Below are 21,804 nucleotides of genomic sequence, written 5' to 3' on the forward strand. Positions count from 1 at the left end.
CTTGATCCACGTTGGTATCGACACTGTAACAATGAATGGTGAAGGTTTCGAAGCAAAAGTTGCTCAAGGTGACAAGGTAAAAGCTGGCGATGTTCTTGGAACATTTGATTCAAACAAAATCGCTGCAGCTGGTCTTGATGATACAACAATGGTTATCGTTACAAACACAGCTGACTTCTCTTCAGTAGGTCCAGTCGCAACAGGTTCAGTTGCGAAGGGTGATGCTGTGATCGAAGTGAAAATCTAATCAATCCTCTCTAAAGTGAAAACGAACAAATGACCTGTTTGTTCGTTTTTGCTTGAATGGTAAGATTTACAGAGGAAAATCTAAAAAATAGAGAAATTTAGACTTTCGAAATATGCTATAATAAAGAAAATAAAAACAAGAGGTTTATCATGACAAAATTATACGGAAGCTTGGAAGCGGGCGGTACAAAGTTTGTCTGTGCTGTCGGTGATGAAAACTTTAACGTTGTAGAAAAAACACAATTTCCAACAACCACTCCAATCGAAACAATCGATAAAACCATCGAGTTCTTCTCGAAATTCGATAACCTTGCTGGTCTTGCAGTTGGTTCATTTGGTCCGATTGATATTGATAAAAACTCAAAAACTTATGGCTTTATCACAACGACTCCAAAACCAAACTGGGCAAATGTGGATTTGCTTGGTGCCCTTCGTCGCGCCCTCAATGTGCCAATGTACTTCACTACAGACGTAAACAGCTCTGCTTATGGTGAAGTGGTTGCCCGTAACAATGCTGGTGGCCGTATCGAAAACTTGGTTTACTACACAATCGGTACAGGTATCGGTGCAGGTGTCATCCAACGTGGCGAGTTTATCGGCGGTGTGGGTCACCCTGAAATGGGTCATTATTATGTTGCTAGACACCCAATGGATATTGAAAAAGAGTTTAAGGGTGTTTGTCCTTTCCATAAGGGATGTCTGGAAGGCTATGCAGCTGGTCCAAGTTTGGAAGCTCGTACAGGTGTACGTGGGGAAAATATTGAACTCAATAACCCTGTTTGGGATGTCCAAGCCTACTATATCGCTCAAGCTGCGGTTAATGCGACAGTGACTTTCCGCCCAGACGTGATTGTCTTTGGTGGAGGGGTCATGGCTCAACAACACATGCTGGACCGTGTCCGTGAGAAATTTACATCTCTTCTCAATGGTTACCTACCAGTACCCGATGTGCGTGACTATATCGTGACTCCAGCAGTCGCAGGGAATGGTTCTGCCACACTTGGGAACTTTGTCCTTGCAAAAGAAGTTTCAAAATAAAGCACAAAATCCGCTTGGGAAACCAAACGGATTTTGTAGTTGAAAACAATGTTTTTGAGCCTTTCCTTAAGTGATTACGGACGGTAGCGACTTTCTTCGAAATTCCATACCTAAACTTTGAGCCTAATGTCTCAAAGTTTCCGAACACCTGAAACCATTAGATTTCAGGTGTTTCTATCACGGCGGAAAGGCTAGGTAAGTCCTCGCCTCACTATCGAAAAATAGGCATGATTTCCATACCAAAGTATATTTAGTATCAAGCTATAATCAATCTTCGCTCTAAAAATCCGCTTGGGAAACCAAACGGATTTTTTACGTGTCAAAGCATTTGCCAGAAAAAGTCAATAATATAGGTCAGACCGTAGGTATAAACCACGAGGGTAAAGGGCTTGGTCAGAATGATGATGATCATATAGCGCTTGAAGCTCATCTTGGTCAGGGCAGCCAGCATACAGAGAAAGTCAGCTGGACTAATGGGCCAAATCATCATAAAGATAAAGAAACGGTCAAAACGATTGCCCTTATCCAACCAGCCGATATACTTGTCATAGGTGCGCTTGCTGACGACGGACTGGACAAAGGCAGCCCCATAGAGGCGCACCAGATAAAAGATAATAGCACAGCCAATCACAATCCCGATATAGTTGTAGATAGTCCCGATGATGTGCCCGTAGATAAAGACCCCAGCTACTGAGGTCAAGGCCCCAGGAATGATAGGGACGACGGTCTGTAAAATCTGTAAAAAGATAAAAAGAGGTGGCCCCCAGATACCTGCCTGCTGGATAAAAGCAGAGAGGGTTTCCTTAGACTGTAAAATCCCAGCCTGATAAGCCCAAATGCAGAAAATCAAACTCCCAACCCCACCGACAATCGATGAGATGTTGATAACTTGCTGTAAAAGGGGAGAAACAGCTTTCATTTGTTTATCCTGTGACATGTAAACTCCTCATAGATAGTATAACTCTACTATACCATATTTTGGAGGAGAAAGGGGGAATGAGTCTTTTTACAATGGAAAGAGTGATGGAATTTGAGGCTAAACATGCTATAATAAAGGGAGCAGACAAGTAGCAAAGGAGAGAGTATGATACAGGTAAAACCAGAACTGGAGATAGAAAAACAACTGATCAACCAACTGGTGACTGGGGAAAGTCAATGGACTTACAGAGATGACCTTAAAACTGAAGAGCAATTATGGGAAAACTTCTTTGAAAAGCTAGCCCAGAACAATGTAGCTCTATTGGCAGATCATCCCTTGACAGAACAGGAAAAACGGCAGATAAAGAACCAATTGAACTTTGTTAGCTACTATGATGCAGCCAAGTGGTTGGTAGGCGAAAATGGCATTGCCAAGGTTGAGGTTCAGAGAGAAGATGCTAGTTTGGGGACTATCCGTTTATCCGTCATTTGGCGAGACAATATCGCAGCTGGTAAGTCTAGTTATGAGGTTGTCAACCAAGTCGAGAGAGATAAGATAAATCCTCAGGATCAAGACCGCAGGCTAGATGTGACCCTCTTGATCAATGGCCTTCCAATGATTCAGATCGAGCTTAAAAGTCCCCGAGTTGCTTTTTTAGATGCCTTTCATCAAATTAAAAAATATGACCGCGAAGGCAAGTTCCGTGGCATCTACTCTAGCTTACAGATGTTTGTTGTGACCAATAAGGTAGACACACGCTATATCGCTGCAGCTAGGGAGAATAAACTCAACAAGCAATTTCTAACCAAGTGGGTGGATAAGGACAACCAACCCATAACGAGCTTGACCAGTTTTGCCCACGAAGTTCTTTCTATCCCTCGTGCGCATCAGATGGTCATGCAGTACTCTGTCCTTGATGATAGTAAGAAGGCTCTTATCCTCTTGCGTCCCTACCAGATCCATGCCATCGAAGCAGTGCAAGAAGCTTCTCGCCAGCAAGCATCAGGCTATGTTTGGCATACGACAGGTTCAGGGAAGACTCTGACCTCTTATAAAGTAGCGCGGAATCTCCTCCAAATCCCGTCTATCCAAAAGACAATTTTTGTCGTTGACCGCAGAGACTTGGACCAACAGACCACTTCATCTTTTCTCTCTTATGCGACCAATGATGTCATTGATATTGATGAGACGGATAATACTCATGATTTGGTCAAGCGACTAGGAAGTAATGATAAGCGTGTGGTGGTAACGACCATCCAGAAAATTACTACCATGATGCGTAAGTTTGAGCAAGGTCTTTACCAACGAGATGCGGACAAAATCAAGGGTCTCCGAGTGGCCTTTGTCGTGGATGAATGCCACCGTGCCGTAACACCTCAAACACAAAAAGATATTAAGGGCTTTTTCCCACAGTCGCTTTGGTATGGTTTTACAGGCACACCTATTTTTAAGGAAAATAAACGCCAGCAAGTCGGCGATCTAGCCCAAACCACCCAGCAACAGTACGGTGACCGTCTCCATGAGTATACAGTCAAGGAAGCTATCCATGACGGAGCAGTTTTAGGCTTTAAGGTAGATTATCGCAATACCCTCATCACGGATAAATCTGAAAATGACATACCAGATACTGTCTACGAGGATGAGGAACATATGCTGGAAGTCTTGGATGCCATTATCAATAAATCTCGTCAACAGCTAGGCTTCCAAAAAGGAGTAGGTAAGACCTATAATGCTATACTGACCGTCAAGTCAATCCCTCAAGCCCAAGCCTACTATGACCTGCTCAAACGGGTCAAGGCTGGGGAGATGAGAGTCAAGGTATTGGAGAGGGTCAAGCAGGTCCTTCCTGACTTTCCAAAGGCGACTATCACCTATTCGGTCACAGAAAATGAAGAAGACTCAAGAGCCAATCAAGACCACATGAAGCAGGTTTTAGAAGACTATAATCGAGAGTTTGATACCCATTTTACCATGGCGGATCTTCGTGGCTTTAATACGGATGTCAATAACCGCCTAGCTCGAAAGCAGGACAAATACCTCTATCGCAATGAACAGTTGGACTTGGTTATCGTGGTCAATCGTCTCTTAACAGGATTTGATGCCCCTTGTCTGTCAACTCTCTTTATCGACCGCAAGTCTATGCAACCGCAGGACTTGATTCAGGCTTTTAGTCGAACCAATCGAATATTTGATAGCAGTAAGACCTACGGTCATATCATCACCTTCCAAAAGCCCCTAGCCTTTAAGGAAGCCGTAGATAATGCCCTCAAGCTCTACTCAAATGGTGGTGAAAACGAGGTCCTAGCTCCGAGTTGGGAAGAGGAGAAGAGAAACTTTTTGAGGAGTTGCAGTGATTTCAAAAATCTTGCTACTGATGACTATGTGAATGGTCTAGATTTCGAGCAAGTCTCTACGCCTGAGTTGAGGAAACTAGCTAAAACCTATCAATCCTTTGATAAATATCTAGCCTCTATCCGAGTGTATAAAGAGTATGATGAGGAAGAGCTTTACAGTCAGACAGGACTTGATGGAGAAAAGTTGGAAAGGTATCTGGGTCTTTATCGAAATGTCCTTGCTGAATTAAAAAGCCGAGTAGAGGATGATGACGATGGTGAACCACTTGATATCCACTATGAACTGGAGTCTATCCAAGTGGACGAAATTAACTATGCCTATATCTTGACCTTGATCCAAAGCCTGATTGAGCAAGGTCAGAGTCAAGAAAAGAACCTAAGCGCTCAAGATAGGGAAGCCGTGGATAACTATATTCAGAGTCTTGAGAAGATCAATCCAAATCTTGCCCAGATTATCACTGAACTGTGGAGAGAGGTACAAGAACATCCAGAAAGCTATCGTGGTCAGTCTATCGCAAATATCTTGGATCAGATGATTGAGGCTGTCATCCAACAACATATCCAAGTCTTTAGCAAGCGCTGGTATGTCGGCGAAGATGAACTCCGTTACTATGTCGAACACTACCGTAAGGGAGCTAAAAAACAACTAGGAGAAAGCCAGTTGACTAAGAGCCAGCGCTATCAGGACTATAAGTTAGAGGTGGCGGATGCCCTCAATCCTCTCCTCTATAAAAAACAAATCAAGGAAGCCTATACCCAGCTAGTAGAGGATGTCATTGAGCCATTGAGGGTTGGGAGGTAAGGGGATAAATTATGGATAAATTGTTAGATAGTTTGCAAAATGTGTTTGGTAATAGATTTCTGGAATATTTTATGGAACAAGACAAGAAACATAAATATTTACAATTGGATGACTATCAAAAAGTAATTCAGAAATTTATTGAGGATGAACAGTTCTTTCGAACTAACTATTATAGTGGGAACCATGTTCATTTCACTCGTTTTCTGCTTGTTAGCATTGAGAAATTTAAAAATAATGATAGAACAATCGATTTTACAGAGTTAGATCATAAAGGTAAATTGATTTGGCAATTGGAACATATTATACCTCAAAGTGATTTTGAACTGGGAGATTCTGACAAGAATAAATTAGGGAATTTAACTTTATTATATAGAGATATAAATGTAAAAATTTCAAACGAAAATTTTGAAGAAAAAAAGAAAGTCTTACATGAAGAAGATGAGTCAAAGTTTTACATTAATGAAGTTTTTAGAAGAAATAATTTTAAGAAATCTGATATTGATAAGAGATCAAGTGATTTAAAAAATGATTTAGTTGATATTATTAATAATCATTTTGATGCTTATTGTGAAAAAGTGTTGAAAATAAAGAATATGGAGCTAAATAATGAGTAACAATAGTGTAAATGGGAGAATCTATCATTATGAAAATAATAAGAACATTTTTAAAGGGTTAGATGAAAATCAACAAATTATTAAACTAAAAGAATTTGTCAATAAATATTTTGTATCTAAAAATCTTGTCATATTCATAGGTTCAGGATGTTCATCGGGTGCAATTCCACTTATGTCAAAAACGATGAGTGATATTTTAGAGAATAATAAAAATGTTTATGAAAAAGTTAAAGAGTTTTTAAATATTAAAGATTTGAGTTATCTTATTAGAAATTTGGAATTATGTAAAAAGTGGCTAGAGAAAAATAAAAAAGACAATGAAATTAAAATAATTAATGATATATTGGAAAAAGCAGAAGGGAATTATAATAATATAGGTTCGTTTGTAAGTGCTCTGTCCGAGGAACAACTGAATTCGATAGATAAACACTTTTATAAAAGTTTCTCCGATATTGAAAGTTTACTCAACTGGTTACAGAGTGGTTTAAGTTTTCAACCAAGTAATGATGATTTAAAATCAGTAATTAGTATCTTGAAAAGTGAGTTTTTAAAAACTATACCAGCTCTGGATGATGATAAATATAAAGATAGTGAAACAATAAATACTTATCATAAATTTTATCAATCTGTTTTTAAATATAGAACTGAGTTGAGTAATAAAATCAACATAGTGACAACGAACTACGATTTGTTTAATGAATATTCATTAGAAAGCAACCGCATTGTTTATTCAACAGGTTTTGAAAATAGTTTATACAGAAATTTTAATGTGAATTCATTTAAGCAAAGGTTAGTAGACGATACAAATAGATATAAGGATGTATGGCAGCCCACTTCTAAAGAAGCTAATTTATTAAAAATACATGGTTCAATCAATTGGACTTCTGATGAAAGTGGGAAATTAATCCAAAAGGATCTTTTTAAACAGAGCGATGAAGAAATTATTATTTATCCAACAATGTTAAAGCATAGACAAACTGCACAAGCTCCATATTCAGAACTATTTAGAGAGTTTGCAAATGTACTTCAAGTTCCAAATACAGTCCTTATTGTTATGGGATATGGTTTTCCTGACGAGCATATTAATAACATCATTTCTCAAAATCTAAAACATCAAGATTTTACTTTGATTGTTTTTGGTGATACATCAGAAGATAATATGAAGAAATTTTTTGATGAATTTAAGACTCAAGATGGATTTCATTTAATTGGAGGGGATACGTCTTGTGATGGAGTAAAAGCCCACTACTTTAACTATATTGTTGATGAAATCATAAATTATGTTCCAAAGGATGAATCAGGACAAAAGGGAGAAGATTCTCATGAATAGTATTGGGCGAGTAGTGTCAGTTTCATATGACAGATTGGTTTTTGAAGTAAGTGACTTTGAAAAATTAATTTATAATTTTAAAGGGGAAATTTATATCGCGCAAGGAGTTATAGATTATGTCACAATAAAAAGTCAATTTGGAGATAAATTTGTTTACCAAGTTGTTAGAGTGGAAGACAAGGAAATTAAAATTGTTAATGATGAAAAATCAAAGTTTGACTATGTAGGAAGATTTGAATGTGTTCCTGTAGGAATATTAGAAAACGACAAAATTAACTTTAATCTAAAGAAATATCCCTTTTTACAAGATAGAGTCTATTTATCAAGTGATGAGGATTTGCAGAAGGTGTTTTCTATTGAGAAAAGAGAAACATCAATTTTATTAGGAACTATCCAAGATAAATATGATGCACAAATAAATCTAAATAAATTAATTACTCATCATTCTGCTATTTTAGGTAATACTGGTTCAGGAAAATCTACCACAGTCAGAAAAATCATTAAAGAAATATCAACTAAAGAAACTAGTAATTTATATTTAAATATTTTTGATATTCACAATGAGTACTCGCAGATAGACGGTGTAAATAATATTGATGTATTGGAAGATTTTTCGATAAAAATAGAATCATTAGAACTACAAGATTGGTTGAATTTGATAAAACCATCAGAACTTGTGCAGTTGCCTGTAGTTCAAACAGCATTGAAATTGGCTAATTGTCTAACAGAAAATAAATTAGATAGAGAAAAATTAAGTTGTTTTATAGCCTATAACTTATATCATAATCAACAATCTGATGCTGTAGCTAAACGAACTAAAATTATTGGAATCCTACAGAATACAAGTATTGATACTACAATGTATGATGCTCGATTTGGTAACTTTAATGGCAGTACTGGTGAAACAACATTCAAATCTAATTTACAGAGTAAAATGTATGGAAGTCATTCGAAAATAACTAAAGAAATTGAGAATGCTAGATATACAATAAATAGTTTTGCAGACTTGTTTGAAGCTTTAAATTTTGTATTTCTCTTAGAAGAGTGTCAGGGGAATACTCAAGCAAGAGGGTATTCAGGAACCCTTGAAACTAGAATTAAACATATTCAATTAAGATATGGTAGCTTATTTAAAGCAAAAATAGATGAGAGCGATGAAGAGGAGAAACAATCAAAAATCACGGTATATAATGTTTCTGGCTTAGATGATGATTTATTGTTGTTTTTTACCACTTATATGTTAAAAAAAGAGTTCAAAAAGAGTTCTGAAAAAAAGATAAACGATAGGGATGTCAATTTATTTATTTTTGAAGAAGCACACAGATATATATCAAAATTAAACGAAAATAGTCTATTTGGTGAAGTTGAAGTCTTTAAAAAGATAGCTCGTGAGGGTAGGAAATTTGGTTGTTTCTTGATGTTATCTAGCCAGCGTCCTAGTGAGTTATCGTCAACTGTTCTTTCTCAATGTAATAATTATTTAATTCATCGAATTAAAAATAATGTTGACTTAGAATATCTTTTAAAAACTATTCCTTATATAAATAAAAATCAGTTAACAAGGTTTTCTTATTTACCGACTGGAACAGCATTTATAGTAGGTGAGTTATATCCTATCCCTGTTGAAGTAGCTGTTGATGGAGAGGATGAAAAAGATATTACAGTTACTCCACAAGTGAAATTTGAAGGCAAATGAAACCAGTTAAGATTAATTCATTTATAGCATTAGATGGGAGAATGAATGAAAAATCATAAAGAACAATTTCCTATAATAAGATTTCACACCTACCGTGATGAATGGAAACAACATAAGTTAGGAGAAGTATTTGAACAAACTGTTGAATATGTCGATCCTTATGAACAAAATTTAGAATTATGGAGCGTGACTGTTGAAAGTGGACTAACACCAAAAGAGGAGAGATACAACAGAGAATTTTTAGTAAAAAAGAGTGATAAATTTAAAAAGTTATATCCAGAGGAAATTGTTTATAATCCGATGAATATTACTATTGGAGCTGTAGGATTCAATAATGCTGGTAAAAAGGTTGCTGTCTCTGGATATTATGTGACGATGAAAATGAAATCGAAGTTTTCTAATAAATTTTTCTCGGCATGGTTGAGTTGTCCTAAAGCGATTAGACTATACAAAATTTATTCAACTGGTTCTTTAATTGAGCGACAGAGAGTACAATTTCCTACTTTATCAGATATTAAAGACTATTTCCCTACATTTGACGAACAATCCGCCATTGGTTCCCTTTTCCGTACCCTCGACGACCTTCTGTCTAGCTACAAGGATAATCTCACCAACTACCAAGCTCTCAAGGCGACCATGCTTTCCAAGATGTTTCCCAAAGCTGGACAGACAGTTCCTGAGATTCGTTTGAATGGATTTGAAGAGGACTGGGAAAGGAAGAGTTTATCAGAGGTTTGTACTATTAATTCTGGTAGAGACTATAAACATTTAAAGAATGGGGACATTCCTGTATATGGAACTGGTGGTTACATGCTTTCTGTAAATGAAAAATTATCTGATGAGGACGCTATAGGTATTGGAAGAAAAGGAACTATAGATAAACCATATTTATTATCAGCACCTTTTTGGACAGTAGATACTTTATTTTATGTTATATGTAAAGTAGGATATGACTTGAATTATCTTTTCTTAATTTTTCAAAAAATTCGTTGGAAGAAATTTGACGAATCTACAGGTGTTCCAAGTTTGTCTAAAAAAACTATTGAAAAAGTGGTTTCAAAATTTCCATCTTATGAGGAACAATGCGCTATTGGCCTCTATTTCTCAGACCTCGATAACCTCATCAACTATTACCAAGAAAAAATTTCTCAATTGGAAACACTCAAAAAGAAACTATTGCAGGATATGTTTATTTAAGGAGGAATCATGAATAGCCCTATTAATGAATTAATTAAAAGGATAGAATCTGAAAGGGTCAGACTTAATGATGATTTTTACAGATTGCCTGATTATGAAAAAGAAGGGAAAAAGACTTCATATAATACTGTAGATAATTACTTTTTATTACTCATTGATTTGATTAAAAGAGAATTAAATGATGTTTTTTTATCTGATGATGTAACAGAAAAGTATAAAAGACTTCGTGATAATTGGTTAGAAAGCATATACTATTGTTTTGGTAGTGACAATTATTATTATGAATCACAGTTACCGCAAATTATAGAGAATTTTAAAATAATTAAACTTTTCTCTTTTATTTCGAGAGTAAAATCAACGACTATAATTATTGGAGCTAATGGTTCAGGGAAATCAAGTCTTATTAATGAATTGAGGAAAAATAATATAAATGAGATATTTATTTTGCCTGCTCAAAAATTATTATATTTTGTTTCCACTATTCATAATCGTAATGAAATTACTAAAGAAAAATATATTCAAGATTTAAAAGAAGTAGATATTAAATATGATACAATTGATTTACAAACCTTACAAATTGAAAAGGATTTTTCAAATACTTTTACTAAACTAATAACATTTTTGATAAAGAATTATGCTAAGATAGCGACTGATAAATCGAGAGGGGTGGACGGGTTATCTATAGCTTTATGGGATAGAGTAGAACAAATATGGAATAAAATTTTTCCTGAAATATCATTTCATCTTGAGCCTGATAATCGAGTTGTTGAAGTTGAAAAAAACGGCTCTAAATATAGTATAAATGGGCTTAGTGATGGGGAACGTTGTATATTATTTTATATAGGTAATGTACTTCTTGCTCCGGAAGATAGTTACATCATTGTTGATGAACCAGAAACATTTTTAAATGCTGCTATCTATAATGAGTTATGGGATTTACTGATATTAGAACGACCTGATTGTCAATTTATTTTTGCTTCACATAATATGGACTTTGTTCAATCAAGAACAAATGCAAGTTACATGTGGTGCAAGAAATTTGAAACACCTTATAATTTAGATTATCAGATATTGGAAGAATCACAGGAAATGCCTTTCTCATTATTAACCGAAGTATCTGGTACAAAGAAGCCGATTTTATTTTGTGAAGGAACTAAAACTAGTATAGACTATCAGATTTATTCCAAATTATTTAGCGATTTTTGTTTTGTAAAACCAGTCCAGGGACATAAACAAGTTATTCAATACACAAAAGCTTATAATAAATTAAAGGAATTATATGGTAATATAGCTTACGGCATTATTGATTATGACTGGATGGATGAGGCAAGAATCCAAAACTATAAAAAGAAAAATATTTTTGTGATTCCTTTTAATGAGATAGAGATGCTTTTGATAGATGAAGAAATAGTGAAGTTTGTTCTAGGGGATGATGAACAGGATAAAACGCAAAAATGTAATAAACTAAAAGACGCTGTTATTAGTTCGTGTACAACAAATAAAGATAAGATAATACGAATTGCCTTGAAAAAGAAACTTGATGAATTTATGGAAGGGCATTTGATAGAAACAAGAGAACCAACCGAGGATGAAGCACGGATATTTTTAGAAAATTTATCAGAAAAATTTGATATAACTGTAACATTAGAAAATATAACTAAAATTGTGGAAGATAGCATAGCATCTTCAGATTTTTCGACAATTTTAAAGATTTGTAACTTGAAAAATGAAATAATTGGTTCCAAAGAAATTAAAGAAATAGTTTCTAACTTAAAAGAAAAAGCTTTAAGTAGTATCGCAATGAATAATGATTTACAGATTACATTACGTCATAAATACTTTGAAGAATTAGAAGTAAAACTATTGAACAAATAGATAGATTTTTGAATTAATAAAAAAGAAAGAAACATTATGGAAACAACACAAACTTCCCAGTCGCTTTACCAAGCCCTGTGGAACTCAGCGGATGTTCTCCGCTCTAAAATGGATGCTAATGACTATAAGTCCTATCTTTTGGGTATGGTCTTTTATAAGTATCTGTCAGATAAGATGCTCTTTTTCGTAGCGGAGACTATGGAGGAGGGGAGTGAGAGTCTAGAGTCTGCCCTTGAGGTCTATCGTAACTACTATGAGGATGCGGAAACCCACGAGGATCTTCTTGCAGTTATGAAGGACGAACTCAACTACAGTATCAAGCCTGAGTTGACCTTTACTGCTCTTGTAGAACGTGTCAATGAGGGAACTTTCCAGTTGGAAGATTTGGCTCAGGGTTTTCGAGATATTGAGCAGAGTGATGAACTCTATGAAAATCTCTTTGAAGATATTGACCTCTATTCCAAAAAGCTAGGGGCGACTCCGCAAAAGCAAAACCAAACGGTGGCGGCAGTCATGAAGGAGTTGGCTGTGCTAGATGTGGCTGGTCATGCTGGTGATATGCTGGGGGATGCCTATGAGTATCTGATTGGTCAGTTTGCGACTGACTCGGGTAAGAAGGCTGGTGAGTTTTATACACCTCAGCCTGTTGCCAAACTCATGACTCAGATTGCCTTTTTGGGTCGTGAGGACCAGCTAGGATTTACTATCTATGATGCGACTATGGGGTCTGGCTCTCTCTTGCTCAATGCCAAGAAATACTCTCATAAACCGCAGACAGTGGTCTACTTTGGTCAGGAACTCAATACTTCCACTTATAACTTGGCACGGATGAACATGATTCTACACGGTGTTCCTGTTGAAAATCAATTTCTCCACAATGCCGATACCTTGGATGAAGACTGGCCAACTCAAGAACCGACCAACTTTGACGGTGTTCTGATGAACCCTCCCTACTCTGCCAAGTGGTCAGCAAGCTCTGGCTTTATGGCGGATCCTCGTTTCTCTCCTTTTGGGAAACTGGCGCCCCAGTCCAAGGCTGATTTTGCCTTTCTTTTGCATGGTTACTACCATCTCAAGCAAGATAATGGAGTTATGGCTATCGTTCTTCCCCATGGTGTTCTTTTCCGTGGCAATGCGGAAGGGACCATTCGTAAGGCCTTGTTAGAAGAAGGTGCCATTGACACGGTTATCGGTCTTCCAGCCAATATCTTCTTTAATACCAGTATTCCGACCACGGTTATCATTCTCAAAAAGAACCGTACCAATCGTGATGTTTACTTTATCGATGCTTCTAAGGAGTTTGATAAGGGGAAAAATCAGAATATCATGACGGATGCTCACATCGAGAAGATTCTGGATGCCTACAAGTCACGTGAGGAGATTGACAAGTTTGCCCATCTGGCAAGTTATGAAGAAATCGTCGAAAATGACTATAACCTCAATATCCCTCGCTATGTAGATACCTTTGAGGAAGAAGAAGTCGAACCCCTGACAGACATCGTTAGCAAGATTAACACGACAAATCAAGCAATCCAAAACCAAACCGCTTCCCTACTCAAAATGTTGAACCAACTCCACGGAACCACACCAGAAGCCGATGCTGAGCTTAAAAAGTTTTTGAAAGAGTTTGAAGGGTGATGAGAGTAATTGATTCGCTCATATTTTAAGATAAAACTTTATCTAGGCTGATATAGTTGCTATTTTCTAACATTAGCGAGGAGGGGCTTTCTTCAAGCTCGATAGAACAGAGAACTGTGAAATTGTATAAGGAGCTTAAAGATTTAATATGGTAGAATAGAATATAAAGATTTTACTTGAAGCTTTGTCTAGAAAGGAAAACCATGACACCGACTTATGAAATTGATAATCCCAGACTCTCTTATCAGACCAAATTAGACCTATGGGAAACGGGATTTGGTTTACAAAAGGTAGATGATTTAGAGCCGTCGCCGTATATGAGAGAACTAGCAGAGCAAAATTCTCAAGGAAAGTTGACTTATCAAGAAGTTTATGATCAAGTAACGACTTATCACCAAGAGAAGGATGATAGCACAAGAGAAGCAGACCTTGTTGCCATGAGAATTGTGGAACTCTTGTCCTCTAATGCCTTTAAATTTGCTCCAACAACATTGAAATTGATTCATAGAGAGCTTTTCTTTAGTCTCTTACCACATGGCATTCCCTTGGGAGAATACCGCTCTTACAACATTACAAAAAGTGAGGCTGTTTTAAATGGAGACAGTGTCATTTATGATGATTTTCGCACGATAGCAGATAGTTTGATCTATGATTTTCAGCAGGAAAGTCAATTTGATTATCGAGGAAAATCCGAGACTGAAGTCGTTAAGCATATCAAGACTTTTATTTCAGGTATTTGGCAAATTCATCCTTTTGGAGAAGGAAATACTCGAACGATAACAGTATTTTTGATTAAGTACCTTAGAACTATGGGATTTCAAGTAGACAATAAACCCTTCCAAGAAAATTCAAAGTATTTTCGAGATGCTCTTGTTCTAGATAATGCGAAGCTATTCCAGAAAAAAACAGAATATTTGGAACGATTTTTTGAAAATCTCTTATTAGCTGGGCAACATGATTTAGAAATAGACTAAAGAGATGAACGGTTTATTGTACATTTTGAGTTAGAAATTATTCCCCCTTTTGAGGATGGAAATGTTCGTGTGGGGCGGATGGGTTAGAGTCTTATCTTGTAGAGAATTATCAGATAACAACTGCAGTTGCACAAGAACTAACAGGTTTGAGTGCGGCAACCATGCGTCGTTATCTCCAAATATTCGTAAATCAAGGTTTATTAGAAAAATCAGGAACTGCAAAAAACACTATTTATTCGCTCATATTCCGCTCATAATTCGCTCATTTTTTCAAAAAATATATAGCTCTAAAAGAAAGAGGGGTAAGTGATGAAGAATAGTGCTATTGGGAGTAACTGGAAGGATGTCCGGTCAGAACTCTTTACCAAGGAGGAAATTCTTGAAAGTGATATGCGAGTGGCTATCATGAGCGAGTTGATTGAGGCCAGACATGAGCAAGGGATCAGTCAGAAAAAGCTAGAAGAACTTAGTGGAGTAAGCCAGCTTGTTATAGCTAGGATGGAAACAGGAAAGACTAGTCCTCAGTTGGACACAGTCTTAAAAGTCCTAGCCAGTTTAGGAAAGACACTAGTAGTCGTCCCACTCGAACAGGAAAAGAGTTGATAGGAAGAGGTTGGGAAACTTTAACAAATTTAACAGTTATAGTGCCTCAAGTGTATAATATAGAAAAATTATGCTTTATTTATATCAAGTGCGAACGAAGTGAGCACTTATCGGATATTTCCCGCTATAGTGGTATTCTAGATAATAATTTATTATTATCTAGAACGGAATTTTTGAGACATTCTGGCTCAAAAATTAGGGATGAAATTACGAAGTAAGTTGCTCCCGTCCGCACTTTTCAGGGAAATATCAGAATTACAAAAGATAAATCAACTTATAGTCTTTTCTAATAACAAGTCATAGTCACTTATAAGGATTACTAATAACACGTTTTACCAGTCTAACTAAAATACAGCTATAAAACAAGCTATACAAGGGATTTGAGGCATTTGTCTCAGGTCTTTTTCTTTTGCTCAAAACAGAGATATAGTTTCAAACTATATCAAAGCCTAATTTTTTACAATTATACAGATGATTCCTTTTCTGTTAAGATAGTTTCAACAACAAATTTTGGAGGACACATCATGTCAACTACAATCATCGGTTTCCCTCGTTTGGGCGAATTCCGCGAATTAAAATTTACAACTGAAAAATACTTTAGAAAAGAAATCTCAGAAGAAGAACTCTTGGCAGCAGCAAAAGAATTGCGTGCTAAACACTGGAACATCGTCAAAGAAAAAGGCATCACTGAAATCCCATCAAATGACTTTTCTCACTATGACAACTTCCTAGATGCAGCTTTCCTTTTCAACGTGGTACCTGCTTCAGTTCAAAACTTGGACTTGTCTGACCTTGAGCGCTACTTCGCTTTGGGTCGTGGTTACCAAGGAGAAAAAGGGGACGTTCGCGCCCTTCCAATGAAGAAATGGTTCAACACCAACTACCACTACATCGTTCCTAAGTTTGAAAAAGATACTCAAGTAAAATTGGCTGGTCACAAGATCTTCGATGAGTTCCAAGAAGCAAAAGAACTTGGTCTCAACACTCGTCCTGTTCTTGTAGGTCCATTCACTTTCCTTCAATTGTCAGACTTTGAAGAAGGTGTGAAAGCAGAAGACTTCGTAGATAGCTTAGTAGCTGCTTACCAAGAAGTTTTTGCAAAATTGGCTGAACTTGGTGCGACTCGCATCCAATTGGATGAAGCTGCTCTTGTAAAAGATTTGACAACTGAAGAAAAAGCCCTCTTCTTGAATCTCTATAACAAACTTTTGGCTGACAAGAAAGGTCTTGAAGTCTTGCTTCAAACTTACTTTGGTGACGTTCGTGACGTTTACGCTGACCTTGTGAACTTGCCAGTAGATGCCATCGGTTTGGACTTCGTTGAAGGTAAGAAAACTCTTGAATTGGTTAAAGGTGGCTTCCCAGCAGACAAGACTCTCTACGCAGGTATTGTCAATGGTAAAAACATCTGGCGTAACAACTACGAAAAGAGCTTGGCTGTTCTTGAACAAATCCCAGCTGAAAACATTGTCTTGACAAGCTCATGCTCACTTCTTCATGTGCCATTCACAACTGCTAATGAAGAATTTGAACCAGCAATCTTGAACCACTTTGCTTTCGCAGTTGAAAAATTAGATGAGATTCGTGATTTGGATGCTATCCGCAATGGTCAAGGTGAAGCAGCACTTGCAGCTAACAAAGAACTCTTTGCGACTGAGCGTGTTGGTGAAAATGCTGAACTTCGTGCGCGTATCGCTGGCTTGACAGACGCAGACTACACTCGTTTGCCAGCCTTTGCAGAACGTGAAGCTATCCAAGAAGAAGCTTTCAAACTTCCAGCTCTTCCAACAACAACGATCGGTTCATTCCCTCAAACTAAAGAAGTTCGTGCGAAACGATTGGCTTACCGTAAAGGTGAATTGTCTCAAGAAGAGTACGATTCTTTCCTTGCTGAAACGATTGATGAATGGATCAAATGGCAAGAAGATATCGACTTTGATGTCCTTGTTCACGGTGAATTTGAGCGTAATGACATGGTTGAGTACTTCGGTCAAAACTTGTCAGGTTACCTCTTCTCTAAAAATGGTTGGGTACAATCATACGGTATGCGTGGGGTGAAACCACCAATCATCTGGGGTGATGTAACTCGTCTTAACCCTATCACTGTTAAATGGTCTAGCTATGCACAAAGCCGTACAAACAAACCTGTTAAAGGTATGTTGACTGGACCTGTTACCATCCTCAACTGGTCATTCCCACGTGAAGACATCTCTATCAAGGATTCAACTCTTCAAATCGCCCTTGCTATCAAGGATGAAGTGCTTGACCTTGAAGCTGCTGGTGTGAAAATCATCCAAATCGACGAGGCTGCTCTTCGTGAAAAATTGCCACTCCGTCGTAGCGACTGGTACGAAGACTACCTTGACTGGGCAATTCCTGCCTTCCGCTTGGTACACTCAACAGTAGCGCCAGATACTCAAATCCACACTCACATGTGTTATTCAGAATTTACTGATATCATCCCAGCTATCGACAACATGGATGCAGATGTTATTTCCTTTGAAGCTAGCCGTTCAAACCTTGAAATCTTGGACGAACTCAAAGCGAAAAACTTCCAAACAGAAGTGGGACCTGGGGTTTACGATATCCACTCACCTCGTGTGCCAAATGAAGGCGAAATCGACAATACAATCGAAGCCATCCTTGCTAAAGTGCCAAGCAAGAAAGTTTGGATCAACCCTGACTGTGGTTTGAAAACACGTGGTATTCCAGAAACAAAAGAAAGCTTGATCCGCCTTGTTGAAGCAGCTAAAGCTGCGCGTGAGAAATTGTAAGATAGGATTTCTCAAGAAGCGCTGTTTGGTCAATCTCCCTGTTTCACTTGGATTCTAGGAATCCAGCTAATGAAAAAAATCAACTAGAAAAGGATAATGACTATGTCACGCCAAACACCGTCACTCTCATTTGAAGTGTTCCCTCCCAACCCAGCAGTGGGTAATGATAACATTATTTCTGCTCTTCAAGATATGCAGGAGTTGGCTCCTCACTTTATCAGTGTGACTGCCAGCAATAATAAATTTAATATCAAGGAAACGACGGTTCGTTTGGCTGACTTTATCCAAAATGACTTGGCGATTCCGACTATTGCTCACTTGCCAGCCATCTATTTGACTAAGGACAAGGTGGCTGAAACTATTGCAGACTTGGACAAGGTTGGGGTGCAGAAAATCTTGGCTCTTCGTGGGGATATTATTCCAGATGTAGAGCCACAAAAGGATTTCCGCTATGCAACCGACTTGATTGAGTTCATCAAGGAACAAGCCCCTCACTTTGATATTGTTGGTGCTTGTTATCCAGAAGGACACCCAGATTCACCAAATCAGATTTCAGATATTCAAAATCTAAAGAAGAAAGTAGATGCAGGCTGTTCGAGTCTTGTAACTCAGCTTTTCTTTGACAATGAGCGCTTCTATGATTTCCAAGACAAGTGCATCCTGGCTGGGATTGATGTGCCCATTCATGCAGGGATTATGCCAATTCTGAATCGAAATCAGGCTCTCCGTCTCTTGAAGACCTGTGAGAATATCCATCTTCCACGTAAATTTAAAGCCATCTTAGACAAGTATGAGCATGACCCTGAGTCGCTCAGAGCAGCAGGACTTGCCTATGCAGTGGACCAAATCGTGGACTTGGTAACTCAGGATGTTGCCGGTGTGCATCTCTACACTATGAACAATGCAGAAACAGCAAAATACATCCACCAAGCAACTCATGCCTTGTTTAATCATCAGTCTCTAGGATAATAAAAAGCAAACCATTCTTCTCAGGTGAGGGGAATGGTTCCTTTTTAATGGTAAAGACCGCACTTTTTAAGAAAAATATGATAAAATAGACTCTGTACGTACTTGATACAAAGATGAGGGTATTAAAAAAATAATGCATTTAAACTGAAAGTCTTAGATGTTTTAGCATCAAACCTTTCTAATGATTTATATCTTGAGTAATTGAACTCGCCTACAACTCTGTGGAAAAAGATAAATCTGCCTAGGAGCGGTCGCTCCGTCGTTAGATTTCCTATTTTCCTTTGAGTTGCTTGACGGCTTAGTATCTTGAGTAATTGAACACGGGCTAAATCCCTAGTGAAAAAGATAGATTTCCTGGTGTACATGGTACACTGCGTCAATCGAATGCTATCTTGTGTAATTGAACCCGGCCGAAAAGCTGTGTAAAAAAGATAAACTGTCTTGTCTTCATCGAAGACTTCGTCAGTTTCCTATTTTTACTTTGCTTTTGACGCCCTTAGTATCTTGATTTTTGTAGGCAAGGCGTATAATTTCATCAATCCAAAGGGGATTAAAATGACAAAACAAGTGTTTCAAACGACTTTTGCGGGTCGTGAGTTAATTGTAGAGACTGGTCAGGTTGCTAAGCAGGCAAATGGCGCAGTTGTCGTGCGTTACGGTGAGTCAACTGTCTTGACTGCTGCCGTTATGTCTAAGAAGATGGCAACTGGGGATTTCTTCCCTCTTCAAGTCAACTACGAAGAAAAAATGTATGCAGCTGGGAAGTTTCCTGGTGGCTTTATGAAACGTGAAGGACGTCCTTCAACAGATGCTACCTTGACAGCGCGTTTGATTGACCGTCCAATCCGTCCTATGTTTGCGGAAGGTTTCCGTAACGAAGTCCAAGTTATCAACACTGTCCTTTCTTACGATGAAAATGCATCTGCACCAATGGCTGCTATGTTTGGTTCATCCTTGGCACTCTCTATTTCAGATATCCCATTTGACGGCCCAATTGCTGGGGTACAGGTGGGCTATGTAGATGGCCAAATCATCATCAACCCTAGTCAAGAACAAGCAGAACAATCTCTCCTTGAATTGACAGTAGCTGGTACCAAGCACGCCATCAACATGGTAGAGTCTGGTGCTAAAGAATTGTCAGAAGAAATCATGCTGGAAGCCCTTCTTAAAGGGCATGAAGCTGTTAAAGAATTGATTGCCTTCCAAGAAGAAATCGTTGCCGCAGTTGGTAAGGAAAAAGCAGAAGTAGAGTTGCTTCATGTAGACGCTGAATTACAGACTGAAATCATCGCAGCCTACAATAGTGACCTTCAAAAGGCAGTTCAAGTAGAAGAAAAATTGGCTCGTGAAGCTGCAACTCAAGCAGTCAAAGACCAAGTCACTGCTGTTTATGAAGAAAAATATGCAGATCACGAAGAATTTGACCGCATCATGCGTGATGTGGCTGAAATCTTGGAACAAATGGAACACGCTGAAGTGCGCCGTTTGATCACAGAAGACAAGGTTCGTCCTGATGGTCGTAAGGTCGATGAAATCCGTCCTTTGGATGCGGTTGTTGACTTCCTACCTCGTGTACACGGTTCAGGTCTCTTCACTCGTGGGCAGACTCAAGCCCTTTCAGTCTTGACCTTGGCTCCGATGGGAGAAACGCAAATCATTGATGGTTTGGACCCAGAGTACAAGAAACGCTTTATGCACCACTATAACTTCCCTCAATACTCTGTAGGGGAAACTGGTCGTTACGGTGCACCAGGTCGTCGTGAAATTGGTCACGGTGCTCTTGGTGAGCGTGCTCTTGCTCAAGTCTTGCCAAGTTTGGAAGAATTCCCATATGCTATTCGTCTAGTAGCAGAAGTTTTGGAATCAAACGGTTCTTCTTCTCAAGCTTCTATCTGTGCGGGAACGCTTGCCCTTATGGCTGGTGGTGTGCCAATCAAGGCGCCAGTAGCAGGGATTGCCATGGGTCTCATCTCAGATGGAAATAACTACACAGTCTTGACAGATATTCAAGGTTTGGAAGACCACTTTGGAGACATGGACTTTAAGGTTGCAGGTACTCGTGACGGGATTACAGCCCTTCAAATGGATATCAAAATCCAAGGGATTACTGCAGAAATCTTGACTGAGGCTCTTGCCCAAGCCAAGAAAGCTCGTTTTGAAATCCTTGATGTGATTGAAGCAACCATTCCAGAAGTTCGTCCAGAATTAGCTCCAACTGCACCGAAAATTGATACCATCAAGATTGATGTGGACAAGATTAAGATTGTCATCGGTAAGGGTGGAGAAACCATCGACAAGATTATCGCCGAAACAGGCGTTAAGATTGATATCGACGAAGAAGGAAATGTGTCTATCTACTCTAGCGACCAAGATGCTATTAACCGTGCTAAAGAAATTATTGCTGGTTTGGTCCGTGAAGCCAAAGTGGATGAAGTTTACTGTGCTAAAGTCGTTCGTATCGAGAAATTTGGTGCCTTTGTCAACCTCTTTGACAAGACGGATGCCCTCGTTCATATCTCTGAGATGGCTTGGACGCGTACCAATAATGTCGAAGACTTGGTAGCAATCGGGGATGAAGTTGATGTTAAGGTTATCAAGATTGATGAAAAAGGACGTGTGGATGCTTCTATGAAAGCTCTTCTTCCTCGTCCTCCAAAACCTGAACGTGATGAAAAAGGCGAAAAGTCTGAGAGACCTCACCGCCCACGTCATCACAAGGATCACAAACCTAAGAAAGAATTTACAGAAACACCAAAAGATTCAGAATAAGAAAAG

Annotated in this window: 15 protein-coding genes; 14 read left to right on the forward strand and 1 reads right to left on the reverse strand. The window is 38.2% G+C overall.

Features of this window, described 5'->3' with window-relative positions:
• The coding region (locus SMSK564_RS12170) for a PTS sugar transporter subunit IIA (protein ID WP_000663241.1) at positions 1-247 on the forward strand (247 nt) is incomplete at its 5' end.
• Positions 248-396: 149 nt separating this feature from the next.
• Positions 397-1,284 carry a fructokinase ScrK gene (gene scrK / locus SMSK564_RS12175; RefSeq protein ID WP_000164310.1) on the forward strand — a complete coding sequence of 296 codons (888 nt, stop codon included), beginning with the start codon at positions 397-399 and terminating at the stop codon, positions 1,282-1,284.
• 319 nt (positions 1,285-1,603) lie between these two features.
• Here the strand turns inward: scrK and SMSK564_RS12180 are convergent, their stop codons facing one another.
• Positions 1,604-2,221, reverse strand: coding sequence for a TVP38/TMEM64 family protein (locus SMSK564_RS12180; protein ID WP_000076167.1), 618 nt, complete (start codon positions 2,219-2,221; stop codon positions 1,604-1,606).
• A gap of 147 nt (positions 2,222-2,368) precedes the next feature.
• Here SMSK564_RS12180 and SMSK564_RS12185 point away from each other — a divergent pair, with 147 nt between their 5' ends.
• From SMSK564_RS12185 to pnp, 12 genes are all read left to right on the forward strand, one after another.
• Positions 2,369-5,359: a type I restriction endonuclease subunit R gene (locus SMSK564_RS12185; RefSeq protein ID WP_000616894.1), complete on the forward strand. Its 2,991-nt coding sequence runs from the start codon at positions 2,369-2,371 to the stop codon at positions 5,357-5,359.
• An 11-nt stretch (positions 5,360-5,370) separates the two neighbouring features.
• Positions 5,371-5,973 carry an HNH endonuclease family protein gene (locus SMSK564_RS12190; RefSeq protein ID WP_004237251.1) on the forward strand — a complete coding sequence of 201 codons (603 nt, stop codon included), beginning with the start codon at positions 5,371-5,373 and terminating at the stop codon, positions 5,971-5,973.
• On the forward strand, positions 5,966-7,303 hold the full coding sequence (locus SMSK564_RS12195) for an SIR2 family protein (protein WP_000069822.1): 1,338 nt from the start codon (positions 5,966-5,968) through the stop codon (positions 7,301-7,303). The genes SMSK564_RS12190 and SMSK564_RS12195 overlap by 8 nt, the downstream gene beginning before the upstream one ends.
• The gene (locus SMSK564_RS12200) at positions 7,296-8,999 is read left to right on the forward strand and encodes an ATP-binding protein (RefSeq protein WP_001084416.1); all 1,704 of its coding nucleotides are present in this window, start codon (positions 7,296-7,298) and stop codon (positions 8,997-8,999) included. Before SMSK564_RS12195 ends, SMSK564_RS12200 begins: the two co-directional genes overlap by 8 nt.
• Positions 9,000-9,044: 45 nt before the next feature.
• Complete coding sequence (locus tag SMSK564_RS13845) at positions 9,045-10,196, forward strand: restriction endonuclease subunit S (RefSeq protein ID WP_000788523.1); 1,152 nt, start codon at positions 9,045-9,047, stop codon at positions 10,194-10,196.
• Positions 10,197-10,205: 9 nt separating this feature from the next.
• Entirely contained in the window at positions 10,206-12,071 is a 1,866-nt protein-coding gene (locus SMSK564_RS12205; protein WP_001087833.1) for an AAA family ATPase, read from the forward strand.
• 36 nt (positions 12,072-12,107) lie between these two features.
• A complete protein-coding gene (locus SMSK564_RS12210) occupies positions 12,108-13,709 on the forward strand; it encodes a type I restriction-modification system subunit M (RefSeq protein WP_000450451.1) in 1,602 nt (533 codons plus the stop codon).
• Positions 13,710-13,912: 203 nt separating this feature from the next.
• Positions 13,913-14,683, forward strand: coding sequence for a Fic family protein (locus tag SMSK564_RS12215; protein ID WP_000189247.1), 771 nt, complete (start codon positions 13,913-13,915; stop codon positions 14,681-14,683).
• Positions 14,684-14,992: 309 nt separating this feature from the next.
• The gene (locus SMSK564_RS12220; protein ID WP_000797743.1) at positions 14,993-15,286 is read left to right on the forward strand and encodes a helix-turn-helix domain-containing protein; all 294 of its coding nucleotides are present in this window, start codon (positions 14,993-14,995) and stop codon (positions 15,284-15,286) included.
• A 524-nt stretch (positions 15,287-15,810) separates the two neighbouring features.
• Positions 15,811-18,060, forward strand: coding sequence for a 5-methyltetrahydropteroyltriglutamate--homocysteine S-methyltransferase (gene metE, locus SMSK564_RS12225; protein WP_000108246.1), 2,250 nt, complete (start codon positions 15,811-15,813; stop codon positions 18,058-18,060).
• Between the two features lie 102 nt (positions 18,061-18,162).
• Positions 18,163-19,029, forward strand: coding sequence for a methylenetetrahydrofolate reductase [NAD(P)H] (gene metF, locus SMSK564_RS12230; RefSeq protein ID WP_000089967.1), 867 nt, complete (start codon positions 18,163-18,165; stop codon positions 19,027-19,029).
• A 555-nt stretch (positions 19,030-19,584) separates the two neighbouring features.
• Positions 19,585-21,798: a polyribonucleotide nucleotidyltransferase gene (pnp, locus tag SMSK564_RS12235; protein WP_000166405.1), complete on the forward strand. Its 2,214-nt coding sequence runs from the start codon at positions 19,585-19,587 to the stop codon at positions 21,796-21,798.
• Positions 21,799-21,804: the final 6 nt, after the last annotated feature.

This window comes from Streptococcus mitis SK564, assembly GCF_000148525.1.
Classification (GTDB): domain Bacteria; phylum Bacillota; class Bacilli; order Lactobacillales; family Streptococcaceae; genus Streptococcus; species Streptococcus mitis_H.